The sequence below is a fragment of the Chryseobacterium vietnamense genome (assembly GCF_031454475.1).
GTDB classification, from domain to species: Bacteria; Bacteroidota; Bacteroidia; order Flavobacteriales; family Weeksellaceae; genus Chryseobacterium; species Chryseobacterium vietnamense.
Window position 1 is genome coordinate 180674 of sequence record NZ_JAVDQX010000006.1, and the last position, 16554, is coordinate 197227.

Sequence of the window (16554 nt, forward strand, 5' to 3'; positions counted from 1 at the left end):
TAATGATTAAAAATTAAAATTAAGCCTTCCGAAGAAATAATTCCCCAGTGTTCCCATCTGAACCGGCGCGTATTTGAATACTCCATAGTATGAATTTTTATAAATCTGGCGATCCGGGAAGACATCAAATACATTATTGGCCCCTACTGTAAAATTGATATTTTTGGTGATATCATAGCCAACGCTTACATCAGTCACAACCTTTGGCGAGAATTCCTGCACGTCTCCAAATGGATAACCATCTCTTATTACCTTACCAAAATAGGTATTTCTTACGAGAAAACTGAATTTCCCGATTCCATAATTCAATCCTAATGATGCTTTTGTTTTTGGAGACAGTGTTTCAATGATATTGATCTGATCGGGACCAAAAAACTGATCCTGAGGCGTTCCTAAGTTTTCCGGAAAATGGAAATCTGTAATTTTTGTTTCCGTATAGTTTCCGGCAAGATTGATATTTAATTTTCCATTACCTAGAATCCAGTCATAGGTTACTACAACATCAACTCCTTTGGTTTCTGTATCAATAGCGTTGGCAAAGAATCTTCCGCTTTCTACCTCCTTTCCCTGTCCTACTATCGCTGGATCTGACAATCTTGGATCTGTTATATTTCCAGTAATAACGATTCTATCTTTTACTTTAATAATATATCCATCTACGGTTATCAACAGTCCTTTTACAGGTGTTAAAGTAAATCCGGCACTTCCATTTACAGAGGTTTCCTGTTTAAGTTTATCAAATCCAAGGATTTCAGCGGCTTTGCTATCATTGCTAAAGATTCCTTTTGTGACAATCTTCTCGCCTGAAGTAGAAATATCAGCATAAGAATTATTGAAATATTGCTGTTGAAGGGAGGGCGCTCTGAACCCTGTTCCAACGGCGGCTCTTATTGCATAATTTTTTACGAATTCATATCGGACGGCAAGTTTTCCATTCAAGGTATTTCCGAAATCTGAATAATTTTCAAATCTGGCAGCCGCATCTATATTGAGTTTTTTATCTAAATCATACGAAACATCCGCATACACGGCTGTTGAATGCCTGTCCTTCTTCAATGCATTATTTGGAGAAAAACCGATAAAGGATTGGGAACCTCCTGCACCAAGCACTGTTGATCCTTCAGTAGCAACATTTCCATTGATGTCGTATTGGGTATAAGAAGCTTCATCACCTGCTTTGATCTGGTATTGTTCAAATCTGAATTCTCCTCCGAAAGCGATATTGAACTGTTTTATATTTTTTGAAACATCAAGATTAACAGTATTCTGAAGAAAACTATGGGCTCCTGCATAAAACCGGGTTGGAGATTTTGCTCCCAGAGAAGCATTATTGGTGTTGCTTACATTATAATTGAAGGTATTGCTCCCGAATGTATTACTAAGGTCAAATAGCCAGTCGTTAACATTATATTTTGCTCCCACAGCATAAGAAATATCATATACCTGAGATCCAAGAATTGCCTGAAATCCGTTGGGGTAAATGGATGAAACCACATTGGACTTTTCGCTCGGCAGCCTTCTGAATCCAAATCCTTCTCCTTCTTTAATGCTGAACCCTCCGAAAGAATATACTTTAAAATTATCATTAAAAGGGTATTCTGAGTTGAAAAACAACTGTCCCTGCCTGATCTGGGCATCTCCGATCTGAAAATTAAAATCATCACGGGTTAATCCTCTTTTTTCAATTTCTGCATCATCTGCGGCTCTGGCAGCTTTTACGGCTTCAGCATCACCAGCAAATTCATAAGCGAAATTATCTCCGAAAATATCCAGGTCATGATTTTGCGTTCTTGTTGTTTTTCCTCTGTGGCTCAGTTGCAGGGAAAGATTGATATAACTGTCTTTTTTTCCTAACGAAGTTCCGTAATTGATTCCCGCCTGGTAAGTATCACCATCATTTCTTCCGGTCAGTCCGTAAGTAAGACTTGCCGAGGCTCCTGCATTTTTCTTGAGAATAATATTGATGACTCCTGCAATAGCATCAGAACCATATTGTGCTGCTGCACCGTCTCTTAACACTTCTATTCTATCAATAGCAATAACCGGTATGGTACTCAGATCTGTTCCTACAGAGCCATTTCCTACGGTATTCTGATAATTTACCAATGAAGTAGAATGTCTTCTTTTTCCGTTAAGCAACACTAAAACCTGGTCAGGCCCCATGCCTCTTAAAGTAACCGGGTCAATATGTTCGGTACCATCAGAAGCAGACTGTCTCACTGCGTTAAACGATGGAATTACATAGTTCAGGAGATCCTGAGCGGTCATTTGTGGAGAACCTCTCTGGATTTTATCGATATTGATAACATCTACAGGAACCGGCGTCTCCAGTTTTGTTCTTTTGACATTACGGTTTCCAACGATGATAATATCTTCGATCTGTTTTCCTTTTTCCTCACTTTCCTGAGCAGCTACCAGAATTACCCCAAGCAATAATACAGCTGTGCTTAATTTTTTCATTTTGTTCTTGCCAATTAATAATAACAGTCTGACGGCTAGTTCCGCAGATATACAAGACTTCAAGAAATGGAATTCATATAGAATATTGACTTCAATTATCTCCCCCAATGGGTTGGAATTAGCACCTTTACACATCTGGAACCGTGCAGGTTGCTAAGGTTTCTCCGGGCCAAATCCCTCCACCTTTCTTGATAAATCTACTGCAAAAGTAGACTATTTTTTTGAACTTACAAAAAAGGCAAATCTGCTGATCCGCAAATTTGCCTTTTATTCTTTCTATAGAACTTGTTTACACTTTTATTTTTGAACCATTAAGATTTAATAAGAGTTTAAGAGTATTAAGATAAGCTTCGCTTTAAGCTTAAAAATCAGAATGATTCATCTTAACTACACTTTATTTCTTAAATCCTTCTTAATGGTTTTAATATATTCAACATTTTTATAAGCTAAACAACTCCATAATTTTTTTTATTTGATCACAATCTTTTGAATGGCTGTTCCTGTATCCGATTTCAGCTGAACCAGATAAGTTCCTGCAGGATAACTGATTTTAGCTTCATAGATACCGTTTTCTTTATCCAATTTGAAAGTATCCAGTTTTTTACCCGTCATATCAAAAATCAGAATCTCTCCGTTTTTTGCCTTATTGAAAATGAGTTGAGCAATTCCGTTCCGAACCGGATTATCTGCAATCTGAAGGGATAATTTGTGGACTGCATTGATATCTACAGTGGACAAAGCGCCAGCATAATTGCCAAAGATTCTGAATTCTCCCGGCTGTAAAGTGATCGGGGATGTTGTGGAAGCTATATTCGAAATACTGTTGTCCATCAGATTCTGCCATTGACCCGTGTAAGGAAAATAAGGAACTACATTCTGTGCGGAAGTCGTGTAATTGGCCAATACGACAACATTCTTTATTCCTGTTGTAATAGCAGCATCATACACATAAATTCTTGTGATCAGGCCATTGGGATCATTCGTAAGATTGTTGGATTCTATACTGTAGGTTTTAGATTTAAAAACCTGATGACTGTTTCTGATATTGATGATTTTAGCCCAAGTATCATAAATAGCCTTTCTGTTCGCATTGGTATCATATCCTAAAGTGAATGCAACAGGTTTTTCATCAGTTCTGCATCCGCTGTCGATGGTACCGTTTGCACATCTGTTGATACTGAACTCATAACCAAGTTCGCCAAACTGCCAGATCATTTTCGGGCCGGGAATGGTAAAGAAAGTCGCTCCGAAAGTCTTCATTCTTTCAAGAGCAGTATTCAGATTTTTAACATCGTAACTTCCATTAACAGCTCCATAGGCAAGGTTTTTAAACATAAGCCTTTCTTCATCATGACTTTCTCCATACCCTACAGCACTCATGTTGGTAAAACCGTGAAGACTGTGGTTCATTCGGTCGTAATTGCTGTTTTCCTGATATCCCATCGTATTCTGATTGTAAGGATCTGTCTGTTTATTCCAAAGCATTACGCCTTTTCCTTCTGCTATTCTATAGTTAGCCCATTGCTGTTCTTCTGTATCAGTTCCCAGGTGTTCAAAGATCATATATGAATTGGGATCAATGGCCCATTGCCTGTCTGCATAATGTTTCATGATATCCACTCTATCCTGCTGATAGGCATTGGTACAGGCTTCATCATTTTCAGAGCAGCTTTGTGTAAATCCTTTCGTTAAATCCCAGCGGAATCCGTCAATGTGATACTCTGTCAGCCATTGCTCAAGACATCTTTCAACGTAATATTGCGTTGAAAGACTTGTATGGTTAAAATCAGTAAATACATTGTATGAATGCTTCGGAACCTGATTGAAATAAGGATTGTTGGCGGCAACATCACCATATCCGTCACCATCCGGATCTACATTCCAAAGTCTTACTAAAGGAGAGCGCCCTGTAGCGTGGTTAAACGCCACATCCAGAATGACTGCAATTCCGTTCTGGTGACAGAGATCTACAAATTCTTTGAATTTTTCGGGTGTTCCGTACGCTTTGTCCAGTGCATAATGGAAAGAGGTGTTGTAACCCCAGGAAAGATTTCCGTCAAATTCCATGATGGGAAGTAATTCTATTGCATTGATCTTTAGGTTTTTTAAATAAGAAATTTTATTAATCAATGACTGCCAGTTCTTTTCCTGTGTGAAATCCCTCAATAATAATTCATAGACCACCAGATCTTGTTTTGCGGGTCTCTGAAAATTGGTAACCTGCCAGTTATAAGCTGTTTGACCAGTTTTAAATGTTGAAACTTCAAACCCTTGGCCGGTTGGAAATGCTGGTAAATTCGGATAAGTTGAAGCTGAAATCCACGGATCGTCATAAGAAGATAAAATTTGTGGAGAATATGGGTCAGCTACTTTTCTCAAATCATTGGTTCTGTATTGGAAAGTATATAGTTGCTGAGGAGTCAGGCCAATTAACTCAATCCAATAAAGATCCGGATTTGTGGTATCTCTTTTCATTAAATACGTGTCATTCACCATCCAGTTATTAAAACTTCCAATGACATGTACAAAACTTTTGCCCGGTGCATATAACGCAAGCCCTACCTTTGTCTGATCTGTCGGATGATAATTAATTCCCTGTTTAATCCAGTTTGGAATGGCTTCTGAAACAACATTTCTTGGAACCTGTAAAATGAATGTTGTAGCTTTAGAATTGGATCCCTGGGTCGCCACAAGTTCCATACTCGCATCCTGAGTGACTGTATAGCTGTAAGAATAGGTCTGTGAAGGAGTAGTTGCTGAATTGACAACCGCTCCGTTTGCCTTTAGCTGAAATGTTGCGTTGGTATTTGTCGTGGCTGTAATATTGATAGCGTTCCCTACCGGAACAGAAGTCAGGCTATTGGCCAGCGGATTGGTAAGATTTAAGCTTAAAGTACCCACATTCACAAAAATGTCCGGAGAGGTCTGATGGGATCCTGTTTTATCTTTCAATAAAAACCCAAACCTTCCGATTCCTGTTCTTCCATAAAAAGAAGTAGGTGTAAAAGTGAGTGAATAACTGTCTGTTGCGGCATTATAATTCAGCTTATTCAGATCATTAGAATTGTTCCAGCTGCCATTGGTAGGGCAATCCTGACTGTTCTGATAATTAGTATCAAAAGACCATGTCCAGATATAAATGGCATTATTGGAAACTCCCCAGGAAGATTCATCAATCTGATCTCCCGGAACCGTAAGCGTAATAACATCAGATTCATTGAATGGATTGGGAGAAATCGTATAATTGATCTGCCCAAAAACATACATTGTCATCAACAGAAAAACAACGGAATAAAATTTTCTCATGTCTTATTTTTTATCGAATATAATATTATTTTTTCTTCATATCCGCTAATTTGAATCAGTTTTCATTAAAGATTTCCATTTTCCGGGAAAAATAACATAAAAAAGACTCATGAAAATTTCATGAGCCTTCCAATAAAAGTAATTGTAATGAACTAATTCTTTTTGGCAAAAGTCTTTGGTGTTGAATTTCGCTTAATCTTTTATAATCTTTTTAGAGATGGCCTGTCCATTCTTTAATTTTAATTCTACGATGTATAATCCTGAAGGAAGTTCAGTCATATCGATCTGATTATCCGAGAACTGTACATTCATTCTTTGTCCTACTGCGTTGGTAACGTTTATTTTTTCAATCGCAGAATCAGCTTTAACTATAAGAATTCCTTTTGTAGGGTTAGGATATATTCCGATTACAGATTTGTTCAGCTTAGTTTCTGAAGTACTTAAAGAAGAGGTAGGTTTGATGCATCTTACTGATGATCCCTGTCCTCTCATTGCTCCAGCTGATGGGTTGGCGATTGTTGATCCTATATACAGATATTTTGCTCCTAAGCTTGATGTATCAGAGCTCCAGAAATAACCTCTTTGCCCTACAAAAGTAAAGTTTCCATCACTCGAGCTTCTGTATCCTCCCGCCGGTAATTTAAGATTGCTGCTGTAAGCGGTTGCCGGATTACCAATACTTTCAGCTCCAATTAAAGTAGTCCAGTCTGCCTGGGAAGGCATTTTCCAGTCTGCACCTATTGCTTTACACGGATCTACTCCCACAGATGCATTAATATCTGCAGCCGATACTCCATTCCAGGCATCTCCACTTGCAAAACCTGCCCACCATGCAGGAGATCCAGCAATGTAACCTCCTGCAGTGGCACTTGTTCCTTCCGGAGTATTAGGTGATGGAGCCTGAACGACCTGAGAATTTCTAAGCTGGTGGCCATCATCCCATCTTCCCCACTGGAAAAGGTCTCCGTATGAGTTCGCATCCGCTACTGATGAAGCAACCTGTGAACTTCCGAGGTTCTGCTGAAGCCATATTTTTCCGTCAGCACCTCTTACCGTAGTATAAGCAACCTGCTGCCCTCTGTACATAAAACTCACACAACCTATATCTCCTGTATTAGCTCCAGGATCTGTATTGCTGCATGTTTGCGGATTCAGGTTCAGAGAAATTCTTTTTACTTTTGTTGTATTGTCTGAATATGCCAAGACAAGATAATTCTGTGCTTTATCTATTGCCAGATCATTGTATTTTGCCTCCCCATCTGATACAAAATCTCCTCCAAAGGGCACCCAGTTTTGTGAATCGTCTAGTTTATAAACGGTATTTCTCAGGAAATTATCATTTTCAAAACGGCTCGCTACCACATAAGGTTTTCCGGATTCTGTTACGGCTAAGGCAACATGCTGTACTCTTCCGTCTGAGAAATTGGCATTTCCAACCTGTACCCACGAGTTTCCGTCAAATTTCTTGACATTCACTTTTTTTCCTCCTCCAGAGTTTGAAACATAGGCTACATAAATTCTATTTGCTCCATCTAAAGCAATATCAGCATTGTACTGTTCCCCTGATGAAGAAGCATCTGCTGCCGCTCCGCCCACTAAACTCCAGTTTTGTGTGGAGCTTGCATCTGTACTGTTCTGAAATACCTTTATCCCTCCGGAAACATTGCAGGTATATACCCTATTATTGGTTCCTATCACCATTTCAGCAAATTCGGCACCTCCAGAAAACCCGGCATTTCCTACCTGTTCCCACGCTCCTCCAAAATATCTTTTTACGGTTCCGGAACCGTAAGATCCATAAGTGAATATAATATTATCAGAGGATACTGCTGATGCCTGATAATTTACAGAACTGTCTGTGGCGTTAGGAAGCTGAGACCATAAAGAACCAGTAAACAAACGGACTTCCATCCCGGAGCCTGGATAGCCAAGTTGATTGGTATAATAAATACTGTTACCGTTCGGGCTTATAGACAATGAATTATAAGTAGCTGTTCCTGTTGTAACTCCAGGTGTTCCGCCCAAGTAGGACCATGAGCTTCCGTTAAATTTCTGAACAGAACCTTTGGCTACTGAAACGTCGTAATATGATAAATAGTAGTTTCCTGAGTTATCAATTACAAGATTATTGAAACTGCTTCCTCCTGCAGATACATCCTGAATTCCTCCTACATTTTCCCATTGCTGGGCGTACATATAGCTTCCAGCAACGGTTAGCACTGCTAATCCTGTTCTGATTTTTCGTATTACAAAATGTAAATCTTTAAACATATGAAATATTATTTTTAATTATTCTAAATTTAATTTAATTTTGCGCAAAAGTACCTCACATAATTTACCCCGAGTTATCATTTTTGAACTTTTGGTTATCCTGCGAAGGACTTTTATCATAAGAAGTTGTACCATGGCCGTAAAAATGTGTTGTATGAGGAGTCAATCAAAAAGTGGGCTTTTGTTCAGATCCGAGGACATCAAAATCATTATGCAGGAGGACCTGTGCCCTGATAAATCCTTCAAGTCTCATATGCTGGAGGGTAAGTCAAGTTTTAATCTGCTTTTCCTGCTAAGTGATGGTATTAATCTGGAAGCTCACGATTGCGGAACTCAGTTTATATTTAAAAAGAATCAATATATTCTTCATTATTCTCCTGAAGAAAGTGTTGCTGAATTATGGACAGAAAATCAGGAAATCCTGAGATATCTTCAGATTCAGATTAATTACCAATATATTTTTAACCTCATCAATCCCGAGCTTAATCGTGAGAATGCTGAGATTCTCGAAAATATGATTCATAATAATTTCATATTCCTTCATAAAGAAACACCACCGGATATGACGGTCGAAATGCATATGATTGTCAAAGAAATTCTGGGTTATACCAAGCGTGGAATTATGCAGAAATTATTTATCGAAGCCAAAATTATTAAGCTTCTTATTCTGATCTTCGAGCAATTTAATGAGAAAAATATATTGGAAGCCACTCCACAGACTCCCGAAATGATCCGGAAATTCATTGACGAGAATTATCACAGGAATATAAAGGCGGAGGAAATAGGAAAATATTTTGGTCTTAACCAGAATATTATCAGAAAGGAGTTTAAAACTCAGTATCATACAACGATTGCCCATTACATTTTGGAACTCAGGATGTTGAAAGCAAAGAAACTGATCACCGATAAAGAAATTATGATCAAAGAGATCGCTATTGAATGCGGTTATGAATATCTTCAGAACTTTACCCGGGCCTTTAAAAAGAAATTTGGAGTGTCTCCGGAAAGCCTCAGGAATAATAAATAGAAAAACCGCCTAACGAATTAAGCGGTTTTGTATATGTTGTTTTGCTTTGATATTACTTTTTCAGAATTCAGGTGAAAAAGCAATGACAATCAATTAATGATGATGTCCGTGATCGTGAAGGAAAGGTCCGTTTCCTTTAGGCTCGTTGTAGATAACTTCTACACCTTCCTGCTCAGTAATAAGCTTTCTTCTGATATCTTCAGGATCGAAAGGCTTTACTTTTCCGAAATACTCTTTCAAACCTTCAGTTAGCCACATTGGGATTACTAATCCGAAGAACATAAAAATACACCAGAATCCCACTAAGAACATAGTGATGAAGAAAATAGTCCAAAGGAACTGGTAGAATGGCCAAAATGCTGATAATATCGTTATCATTCTCTTTAAGATTTTAGGCAAAAATAAAGCTTTTTTCTTTTTTACACAAAAGATCAGTGCTCTATTTTATTATTTATTTTCATTTTAAACTAATTAGTGAGCAAGATTTGCGAAGAAATCGTTGCCTTTATCATCAGAAATAATGAATGCAGGGAAGTCTTTTACTTCGATTTTTCTTACCGCTTCCATTCCTAATTCCGGGAAGTCTACTACATCTACAGACACAATATTGTCTTTGGCAAGAATAGCAGCCGGCCCTCCGATGGATCCAAGGTAGAAACCTCCGTATTTATGGCAGGCATTGGTAACGTCTTTACTTCTGTTTCCTTTTGCCAGCATGATCATACTTCCACCATGGCTTTGGAATTCATCCACATAAACGTCCATTCTCCCTGCTGTAGTAGGCCCGAAGCTTCCTGAAGCCATTCCTTCAGGAGTTTTTGCAGGTCCTGCATAGTAGATTGGGTGATTTTTGAAATATTCAGGCATTGGTTTACCGCTGTCGATGATTTCTTTAATTTTTGCGTGGGCGATATCTCTTGCTACGATTAATGTTCCGTTCAGTTTCAATCTTGTTTTGATCGGATATTTGGATAGTTCCGCAAGAATTTCCGGCATTGGTTTATTCAGGTTAATCTCAACTGCTTCTTCTAAGTGTGGAGGTGTATCAGGTAAGAATCTTTTTGGATCCTGCTCCAACTGTTCAAGGAAGATCCCTTCTTTTGTGATTTTCCCTTTGATATTTCTGTCCGCAGAACAAGAAACTCCCATTCCTACAGGACAAGATGCAGCATGTCTCGGAAGTCTGATCACTCTTACATCATGAGTAAGGTATTTTCCTCCAAACTGAGCTCCGATAGCACTTTCCTGGCAGATTTTCTGAACTTTTGCTTCCCATTCAAGGTCTCTGAATGCCTGTCCGGCCTCATTTCCTTCTGTTGGAAGATGGTCATAGTATTTTGCTGAAGCTTTTTTCACTGCCGCAAGGTTGGCTTCTGCAGAAGTTCCTCCAATTACCAATGCTAAGTGATAAGGCGGGCATGCCGCTGTTCCAAGGTCTGAAATTCTTTCTTTAACGAATTCTTCAAGAGATTTTTCGTTCAATAAAGATTTCGTTTTTTGGTATAAGAATGTTTTATTGGCTGAACCTCCTCCTTTTGTTAAGAATAAAAATTCGTAATAATCTCCTTTTTTAGCATAGATATCAATCTGTGCAGGAAGGTTAGATCCTGAATTCTTCTCATCAAACATGGTCAAAGGAACTACCTGAGAATATCTTAAGTTTCTTTTCTGATAGGTATTGAAAATTCCTTTGCTCAGGTATTCCCCATCTTCTACTCCAGTGTATACATTTTCTCCTTTCTTTCCCATTACGATAGCTGTTCCCGTATCCTGGCATGAAGGAAGAGCTCCCTCAACGGCTACTGCAGCGTTTTGTAAAAGGTTATAAGCAACGAATCTGTCATTATCTGTGGCTTCAGGATCATCAATGATTCTTCTAAGGCTTTCCAGGTGTGAAGAACGAAGCATGAAAGAAACATCTGCCATAGCTTCTTCAGCTAATAGTTCCAGTCCTTTCGGATCAATTGTTAAAATTTCTCTGTCACCCAGTTTTTCAACCTTTACATAATCTGACGTAAGCTTCTTATACACCGTATCATCTTTCTGAATTGGATACGGATCCTGATATCTAAAGTCCATTCAATTTTTGTTTGTGCAAAAATACGGCTCATTAAAAAAATATGAGTAAAATCAGTCATTTAAATTGATATTTATAATGATTATAAATTGGAGGTTTCTGAGTTTATAAGTACCTTTATAGAAGCTAAATAAACGAAGCCAAAACACTATTTTTTCATGAAACATGAATAATATCAACAATATTTATGGCTTAGAATAAAAAGATCATACAAATTTCAACCACTATGAATTACAGAATAGAAAAAGACACCATGGGAGAAGTGCAGGTACCTGTAGACAAACTTTGGGGTGCACAGACGGAACGTTCCAGAAACAATTTTAAAATAGGACCTGAAGGTTCAATGCCACATGAGATTATTGAAGCTTTTGCTTATCTGAAAAAGGCTGCAGCATATACCAATACTGATCTGGGTGTACTTCCTGCTGAAAAAAGAGATATGATCGCCAAGGTATGTGATGAAATTCTGGAAGGAAAACTTAACGACCAGTTTCCTTTGGTGATCTGGCAGACGGGCTCCGGAACACAATCGAACATGAATGTCAATGAAGTAATTTCAAACAGAGCACACGTCAACAACGGCGGAACATTAGGTGAAAAATCTGAAATCCACCCGAATGACGATGTCAACAAATCACAATCATCCAATGATACCTATCCTACTGCCATGCACATTGCCGCTTACACAAAAGTAGTGGAAGTAACCATTCCGGCAGTGGAAAAATTAAAAAATACGCTGGCTGAAAAGTCGAAGGCGTTCAAAGATGTTGTAAAAATCGGGAGAACCCATTTAATGGATGCTACACCGCTTACTCTGGGACAGGAATTTTCCGGATATGTGGCACAACTGGAATTCGGATTGAGAGCTTTAAAAAATACATTACCTCACCTTTCTGAACTTGCCTTAGGCGGAACAGCTGTAGGTACAGGTTTGAATACCCCTAGCGGCTATGATGTAAAAGTGGCTGAATATATTGCTCAGTTTACGAAACATCCTTTTGTTACGGCTGAAAACAAGTTTGAAGCGCTTGCTGCTCATGATGCAATTGTAGAATCTCACGGAGCATTAAAGCAACTGGCGGTTTCTTTGTATAAAATTGCTCAGGATATAAGATTACTGGCATCAGGACCACGTTCCGGCATCGGGGAAATTCATATTCCTGAAAATGAACCGGGATCGTCTATTATGCCAGGGAAAGTAAATCCAACTCAAAATGAAGCCATGACTATGGTTTGTGCCCAGGTTTTAGGAAATGATACAACAATTTCGTTTGCCGGAACTCAAGGGAATTATGAACTGAATGTTTTCAAACCTGTAATGGCTTACAATTTTTTACAGTCTGCTCAATTGATTGCAGATGCATGTATTTCCTTCAATGATCACTGTGCAGTAGGTATTGAGCCAAATCACGAGAGAATTAAAGAACTGGTAGACAAATCTTTAATGCTGGTAACCGCTTTGAATACTCATATTGGATATGAAAATGCCGCTAAAATTGCTAAAACAGCCCATAAAAATGGAACCACGTTAAAAGAAGAAGCCATTAATCTTGGCTTGTTAACTGCTGAACAGTTCGACGAATGGGTAAAACCTGAAGATATGGTAGGAAGCTTAAAATAATGATTCTATAACTGATACAATGCAAAAACTCCGGGAGCCTTTCCCGGAGTTTTTCATTTTGCTATTAAAATTTATTTAATCCAATCCGATGGCCACGCCGAATATCAGTGCTTTATCATTTTTGAAATAACTGTCTTTAAAGAAGTTGCTGAAATCTTTTTTCACAAACAGACTGAAGCTGTTGTATGAAAACGTAATCTGCGCTCCATAGACAAAAGGATTTACCTGATAATTCCCTCGGTCTCTTGTTTCGCCATCATTTCCTTTTACAATATTATTGGTAGACATCTTTACACCACCGTAAACATTGGCTCCTATTTTAAATCCGGTATAATAACTGCGGTATTGGATATCCATTCCGGCATTTTTAAGTTTAGAAAAATTATACTGCACCCCAAGAGGAACCATAATATATCCTGTTCTCAGCTTGCTTTTATCAAGGTTTCCACTGTATTGTGCCAAAGCAACTCCCTGATCTGTACTTCTTGTAAAAAGCATATTATTATCTGCTCTTACCGTTCTCCATGAAAACCCTAATCCGGAGACAATGGCCCATGGGCTGGTTCTGCTAAGCTGATAGTTCAGTTTTAGCCCAAATTCAAGATTATTGGCGTATCCTATGTTTTTATCCAGTTCATTATCCTGAGAACTGTTTGTTAAAGTCATAATTCCATAAGAGAAATACCCTGTAAAGCTTCTGCTGGGACGGAATTTTTTCAACAGTTTTTCTTTAAGCTCATCTTTAGAGGTGACATCAGTATTCAAAAGGGAATATCTTACCTGTTTTTGGATAACGTCATCCAGATCAAATCCAAGTTCCTCAATTCTCTTATCCATTTTCTCGGAATAACGGTCTGCAATCCGGGCTTTTTCTCTGTCGAAATCTGCCTTATCCAGGTTTTTGGCCTGTAGAACCAACAGTTCTTCTTCCATCAGCTTTTTCTCTTCCTGGATGATGGTATTGATTTTTGCAGCATATTCTTCTACTTTTTCTTTTACAATAGGGCTTACCTCTGTATCTTTTTTAGAAGACAGGTTAATATTAAAGGTCTTCTGTGCATAGAATGATGCTGAAAAAGAGCACAGCAATCCCATTACGATTAATTTCTTGATCATAGTATTAATTTTAAATTTTTACGGATATATTATCTGGCATTCAGATCTATAGTAGTGGCCACGTTACTTCCATCTTTTGTTTTTTCGATGACATCTTTATGCTCTACTGAGAAAAGAAGTGTGGATGGGTCTACATATTTTTTCTTTTTAACCGGTGTTTTTATAGAATCGGCTTTTGCCATAAGTTTAGGATTGGAAATCTGGGTGATATCCAGCTTCTTCAAAGGAAGAGTTTCTTTAGGAATAAGTTTATTCTGACCAATTGCCACCGGAGAAATCACTTCTTGTTTATCCTGGGAAAGTGTTTGCTTTACTTCCTTTTTATTATTATTCTCAACTGCCAAAGGAACAGCATTCTGAACTGGAATTTTTATAATTTCTTCTGTCTTTTTTTCTCCCGCTTGTTTTACAATTACCGGATTAGTTTCTGAAGGTTCATTAAGAAAAAAAAGAACGCTCCCCAAACTGAATATCAAAATCAAACAGGCAGCTATTAAAAGCCAGTTCATTTTCGATTTGGAACGGTGATTATTGCTGTTCTGAAGCTCAATTTCGGACCACAGATCCCTTGATGGAGCAATTTCTCTTTCCTCAATCTGCTTTTTGATCTGAAATCCAATATTTTCTTTAGACGTTTTCATTTTTCACTTTTTTTTGTTGTTGAAAATAGATCTTTCTCAATTTTTCTTTTGCTCTGAACAGCTGTGTCTTGCTGACAGCCACTGAAATCTGCAAAGTATCAGCAATTTCCTGATGAGAATATTCTTCCAGTACATACAGGTTAAAAACCATTCTGTAGGCATCGGGAAGCTGATCTAAAAGCTCCTGAGCATTAAAATCGCAATCAATCTCAGCTTCATGAATGTCTTCGTGAAAAGACTGATTAATCTCGTCCAGATAGAAAACTGTTTTATGACTTTTGATAAAATTAAGGCATTCATTGACCACAATTCTTCTTGCCCAGCTTTCCAGGTTCGACTCTCCTCTGAAGCTTTCTATATGCTTAAAAATTTTACAGAACGCTTTAATGAGACAATCTTCTGCCTGATACAAATCGCTCACATAGCTTTTGCTTACACTCAGGAATCTCTTCACGTTCTGTTCATAGAAAATCTTCTGTGCAGCCGGATCCTGTTTCTTCAGGAGGCTCAACAAATCATTCTTTTTATTTCCGAACAAAAGTTTCATGCTTATGCTGTTTCTATACTAAAGACACTCAAAACAAAAAAAAGTTACAATGTTTTTGAAAAAAATTATTCTTTTTTACAATAAGTTGATCTTTTTTACCCGGAGTTACAAATTCTTCTCCCTTTTTACTTCAAAAAAACAAAAGAAAAATTTCCAAATAAAAAACTGAAAAACAACATTTTAACAAAGAATATTCCATGTTCGTTTTTTTCCTATATTAGGGATGTAATTAATTTAAAACTAAACCTATGAAAAATTTAAAAAAATTAGAAAGAGAAAATTTAAAAGCAGTATTAGGAGGAGGCTTTACATGCCTTGGTAATCTTTACCTGGTAGAAGCTAACGGCTATTATGCATGCTGTACAAAACCTGATGTAGATCCTTGCAACTCTTCTGCATTTTGTCTGACTCCTGTTGGTATGTGTGATACTGGTATACCCGCTTAATAATAAGCTCAATTGCAACAATAAAGGGTCATAACTTCTCTAAAAATAACTGATAAAGGCTGCCTCAGATTGAGACAGCCTTTTCTATATTATCCTGAGAATTCATCAAGCATATTTCTGGTAGGAACAAAGAAAAGCGTTCCTGTAACTGCTGTGCTGAAATCTAAAATCCTGTCATAATTTCCCGGAGGATCACCTATAAACATTTGGGTCAGCATTTTTTTTGTTGTTGCAAATGTACTTGAATAGGCAATAAAGTAAGTTCCAAACTCATTCGTAGAAGGATTCCCAAAAGGCATATTATCTCTGACAATTTTCAATTCTTCACCATTCTCGCCTTCTATATTGGCTAAGGCAATGTGTGAATTCGAAGGTTTTACAGCATCAGACATTTCAATATCATTTTCCTTTGACCTCCCGATTACTTTCTCCTGATCTTCTGTTGATAAGCTCTTCCAGGCATCCATATTGTGAAGATATTTCTGAACAAACAGATAACTTCCTCCTTTATATTCAGGATCTTCATCTCCTATTTTTCCAAAATAATCACGGTCTTCCCCATGAGGGTTTTCTGTACCGTCTACAAAACCGAGAATAGAACGTGCATCCCAATATTTGAATCCATGAATCTCCAGAATACTTTCAGCTACTGAACTTAGCAATCCGGATATTTCAACCGCCATATCGAAAATAATACTATTGTTATCTGCTCTCAGGTGAAAATGAAGATCTCCGGGAGTAGAAACAGCGGTATGCTTTATTCCTTTTATTTCTTCAAAGCTGACCAATTCTTTGGGCAGAGGTGTTGGAAGTTCCAATGTTCTCCATGCATCTGCACCAATTCCCATGACACAGCTTGCCCTGCTATCCGGGAAACGGTTAAACACCGAATTATTAAGATTTAACACCAATGCGCATAATTCCTGAAAAACATTTTTCAGCTGTGGACTGTCATGAAGCTTCCAGACCATAAAAATAGTATTGCTATTTGGATAATCTGTTACATTCTGTGATTCTGTCGTATTCATACCTCTATTTTTGT

Annotated in this window: 12 protein-coding genes and 1 riboswitch; of the genes, 3 read left to right on the forward strand and 9 right to left on the reverse strand. The window is 37.9% G+C overall.

The window, feature by feature from the left end; all coding sequences use genetic code 11:
* Positions 1-6: 6 nt before the first annotated feature.
* The 3 genes from J2786_RS20605 to J2786_RS20615 form a co-directional block, all read right to left on the reverse strand.
* The gene (locus tag J2786_RS20605; RefSeq protein WP_047428799.1) at positions 7-2460 is read right to left on the reverse strand and encodes a TonB-dependent receptor plug domain-containing protein; all 2454 of its coding nucleotides are present in this window, start codon (positions 2458-2460) and stop codon (positions 7-9) included.
* Between the two features lie 92 nt (positions 2461-2552).
* A riboswitch (SAM riboswitch) is annotated at positions 2553-2658 on the reverse strand.
* A 270-nt stretch (positions 2659-2928) separates the two neighbouring features.
* Positions 2929-5766, reverse strand: a complete 2838-nt coding sequence (locus tag J2786_RS20610) for an alpha-amylase family glycosyl hydrolase (RefSeq protein ID WP_047428797.1) — start codon at positions 5764-5766, stop codon at positions 2929-2931.
* Positions 5767-5958: 192 nt separating this feature from the next.
* A complete protein-coding gene (locus J2786_RS20615; protein WP_047428796.1) occupies positions 5959-8037 on the reverse strand; it encodes a T9SS type A sorting domain-containing protein in 2079 nt (692 codons plus the stop codon).
* Positions 8038-8191: 154 nt separating this feature from the next.
* On the opposite strand from J2786_RS20615, the gene J2786_RS20620 reads away from it, so the two are divergent.
* Positions 8192-9064 (forward strand): helix-turn-helix transcriptional regulator, encoded by an 873-nt coding sequence (locus J2786_RS20620; RefSeq protein ID WP_310026569.1) that lies wholly within the window; start codon positions 8192-8194, stop codon positions 9062-9064.
* A 93-nt stretch (positions 9065-9157) separates the two neighbouring features.
* On the opposite strand, the gene J2786_RS20625 is transcribed toward J2786_RS20620, so the two are convergent.
* Positions 9158-9442 carry a hypothetical protein gene (locus tag J2786_RS20625; protein ID WP_171006268.1) on the reverse strand — a complete coding sequence of 95 codons (285 nt, stop codon included), beginning with the start codon at positions 9440-9442 and terminating at the stop codon, positions 9158-9160.
* Between the two features lie 93 nt (positions 9443-9535).
* Positions 9536-11143 carry a fumarate hydratase gene (locus J2786_RS20630; RefSeq protein WP_047377280.1) on the reverse strand — a complete coding sequence of 536 codons (1608 nt, stop codon included), beginning with the start codon at positions 11141-11143 and terminating at the stop codon, positions 9536-9538.
* Between the two features lie 224 nt (positions 11144-11367).
* Here J2786_RS20630 and fumC point away from each other — a divergent pair, with 224 nt between their 5' ends.
* Positions 11368-12762 (forward strand): class II fumarate hydratase, encoded by a 1395-nt coding sequence (gene fumC, locus J2786_RS20635; protein WP_310026572.1) that lies wholly within the window; start codon positions 11368-11370, stop codon positions 12760-12762.
* A gap of 75 nt (positions 12763-12837) precedes the next feature.
* On the opposite strand, the gene J2786_RS20640 is transcribed toward fumC, so the two are convergent.
* The 3 genes from J2786_RS20640 to J2786_RS20650 are packed head-to-tail and all read right to left on the reverse strand — an operon-like array spanning position 12838 to position 15066.
* Positions 12838-13878 carry a porin family protein gene (locus J2786_RS20640; protein ID WP_310026574.1) on the reverse strand — a complete coding sequence of 347 codons (1041 nt, stop codon included), beginning with the start codon at positions 13876-13878 and terminating at the stop codon, positions 12838-12840.
* 29 nt (positions 13879-13907) lie between these two features.
* Complete coding sequence (locus J2786_RS20645; RefSeq protein ID WP_047428788.1) at positions 13908-14519, reverse strand: hypothetical protein; 612 nt, start codon at positions 14517-14519, stop codon at positions 13908-13910.
* Positions 14506-15066 carry an RNA polymerase sigma factor gene (locus J2786_RS20650; RefSeq protein ID WP_047428786.1) on the reverse strand — a complete coding sequence of 187 codons (561 nt, stop codon included), beginning with the start codon at positions 15064-15066 and terminating at the stop codon, positions 14506-14508. Before J2786_RS20650 ends, J2786_RS20645 begins: the two co-directional genes overlap by 14 nt.
* A 248-nt stretch (positions 15067-15314) precedes the next feature.
* Here J2786_RS20650 and J2786_RS20655 point away from each other — a divergent pair, with 248 nt between their 5' ends.
* Entirely contained in the window at positions 15315-15512 is a 198-nt protein-coding gene (locus J2786_RS20655) for a bacteriocin-like protein (RefSeq protein WP_047428785.1), read from the forward strand.
* An 89-nt stretch (positions 15513-15601) separates the two neighbouring features.
* Here the strand turns inward: J2786_RS20655 and J2786_RS20660 are convergent, their stop codons facing one another.
* Positions 15602-16540: a Dyp-type peroxidase gene (locus J2786_RS20660; protein WP_047428783.1), complete on the reverse strand. Its 939-nt coding sequence runs from the start codon at positions 16538-16540 to the stop codon at positions 15602-15604.
* Positions 16541-16554: the final 14 nt, after the last annotated feature.

Excerpts from the sequence above, each read along its gene's own strand:
- J2786_RS20620 (WP_310026569.1), top strand. The coding sequence starts at position 8,192 with ATGAGGAGTCAATCAAAAAGTGGGCTTTTGTTCAGATCCGAGGACATC.
- J2786_RS20630 (WP_047377280.1), bottom strand. The coding sequence starts at position 11,143 with ATGGACTTTAGATATCAGGATCCGTATCCAATTCAGAAAGATGATACG.
- J2786_RS20605 (WP_047428799.1), bottom strand. The coding sequence starts at position 2,460 with ATGAAAAAATTAAGCACAGCTGTATTATTGCTTGGGGTAATTCTGGTA.
- J2786_RS20610 (WP_047428797.1), bottom strand. The coding sequence starts at position 5,766 with ATGAGAAAATTTTATTCCGTTGTTTTTCTGTTGATGACAATGTATGTT.
- J2786_RS20625 (WP_171006268.1), bottom strand. The coding sequence starts at position 9,442 with ATGATAACGATATTATCAGCATTTTGGCCATTCTACCAGTTCCTTTGG.
- fumC (WP_310026572.1), top strand. The coding sequence starts at position 11,368 with ATGAATTACAGAATAGAAAAAGACACCATGGGAGAAGTGCAGGTACCT.
- J2786_RS20650 (WP_047428786.1), bottom strand. The coding sequence starts at position 15,066 with ATGAAACTTTTGTTCGGAAATAAAAAGAATGATTTGTTGAGCCTCCTG.
- J2786_RS20615 (WP_047428796.1), bottom strand. The coding sequence starts at position 8,037 with ATGTTTAAAGATTTACATTTTGTAATACGAAAAATCAGAACAGGATTA.
- J2786_RS20640 (WP_310026574.1), bottom strand. The coding sequence starts at position 13,878 with ATGATCAAGAAATTAATCGTAATGGGATTGCTGTGCTCTTTTTCAGCA.
- J2786_RS20655 (WP_047428785.1), top strand. The coding sequence starts at position 15,315 with ATGAAAAATTTAAAAAAATTAGAAAGAGAAAATTTAAAAGCAGTATTA.
- J2786_RS20660 (WP_047428783.1), bottom strand. The coding sequence starts at position 16,540 with ATGAATACGACAGAATCACAGAATGTAACAGATTATCCAAATAGCAAT.
- J2786_RS20645 (WP_047428788.1), bottom strand. The coding sequence starts at position 14,519 with ATGAAAACGTCTAAAGAAAATATTGGATTTCAGATCAAAAAGCAGATT.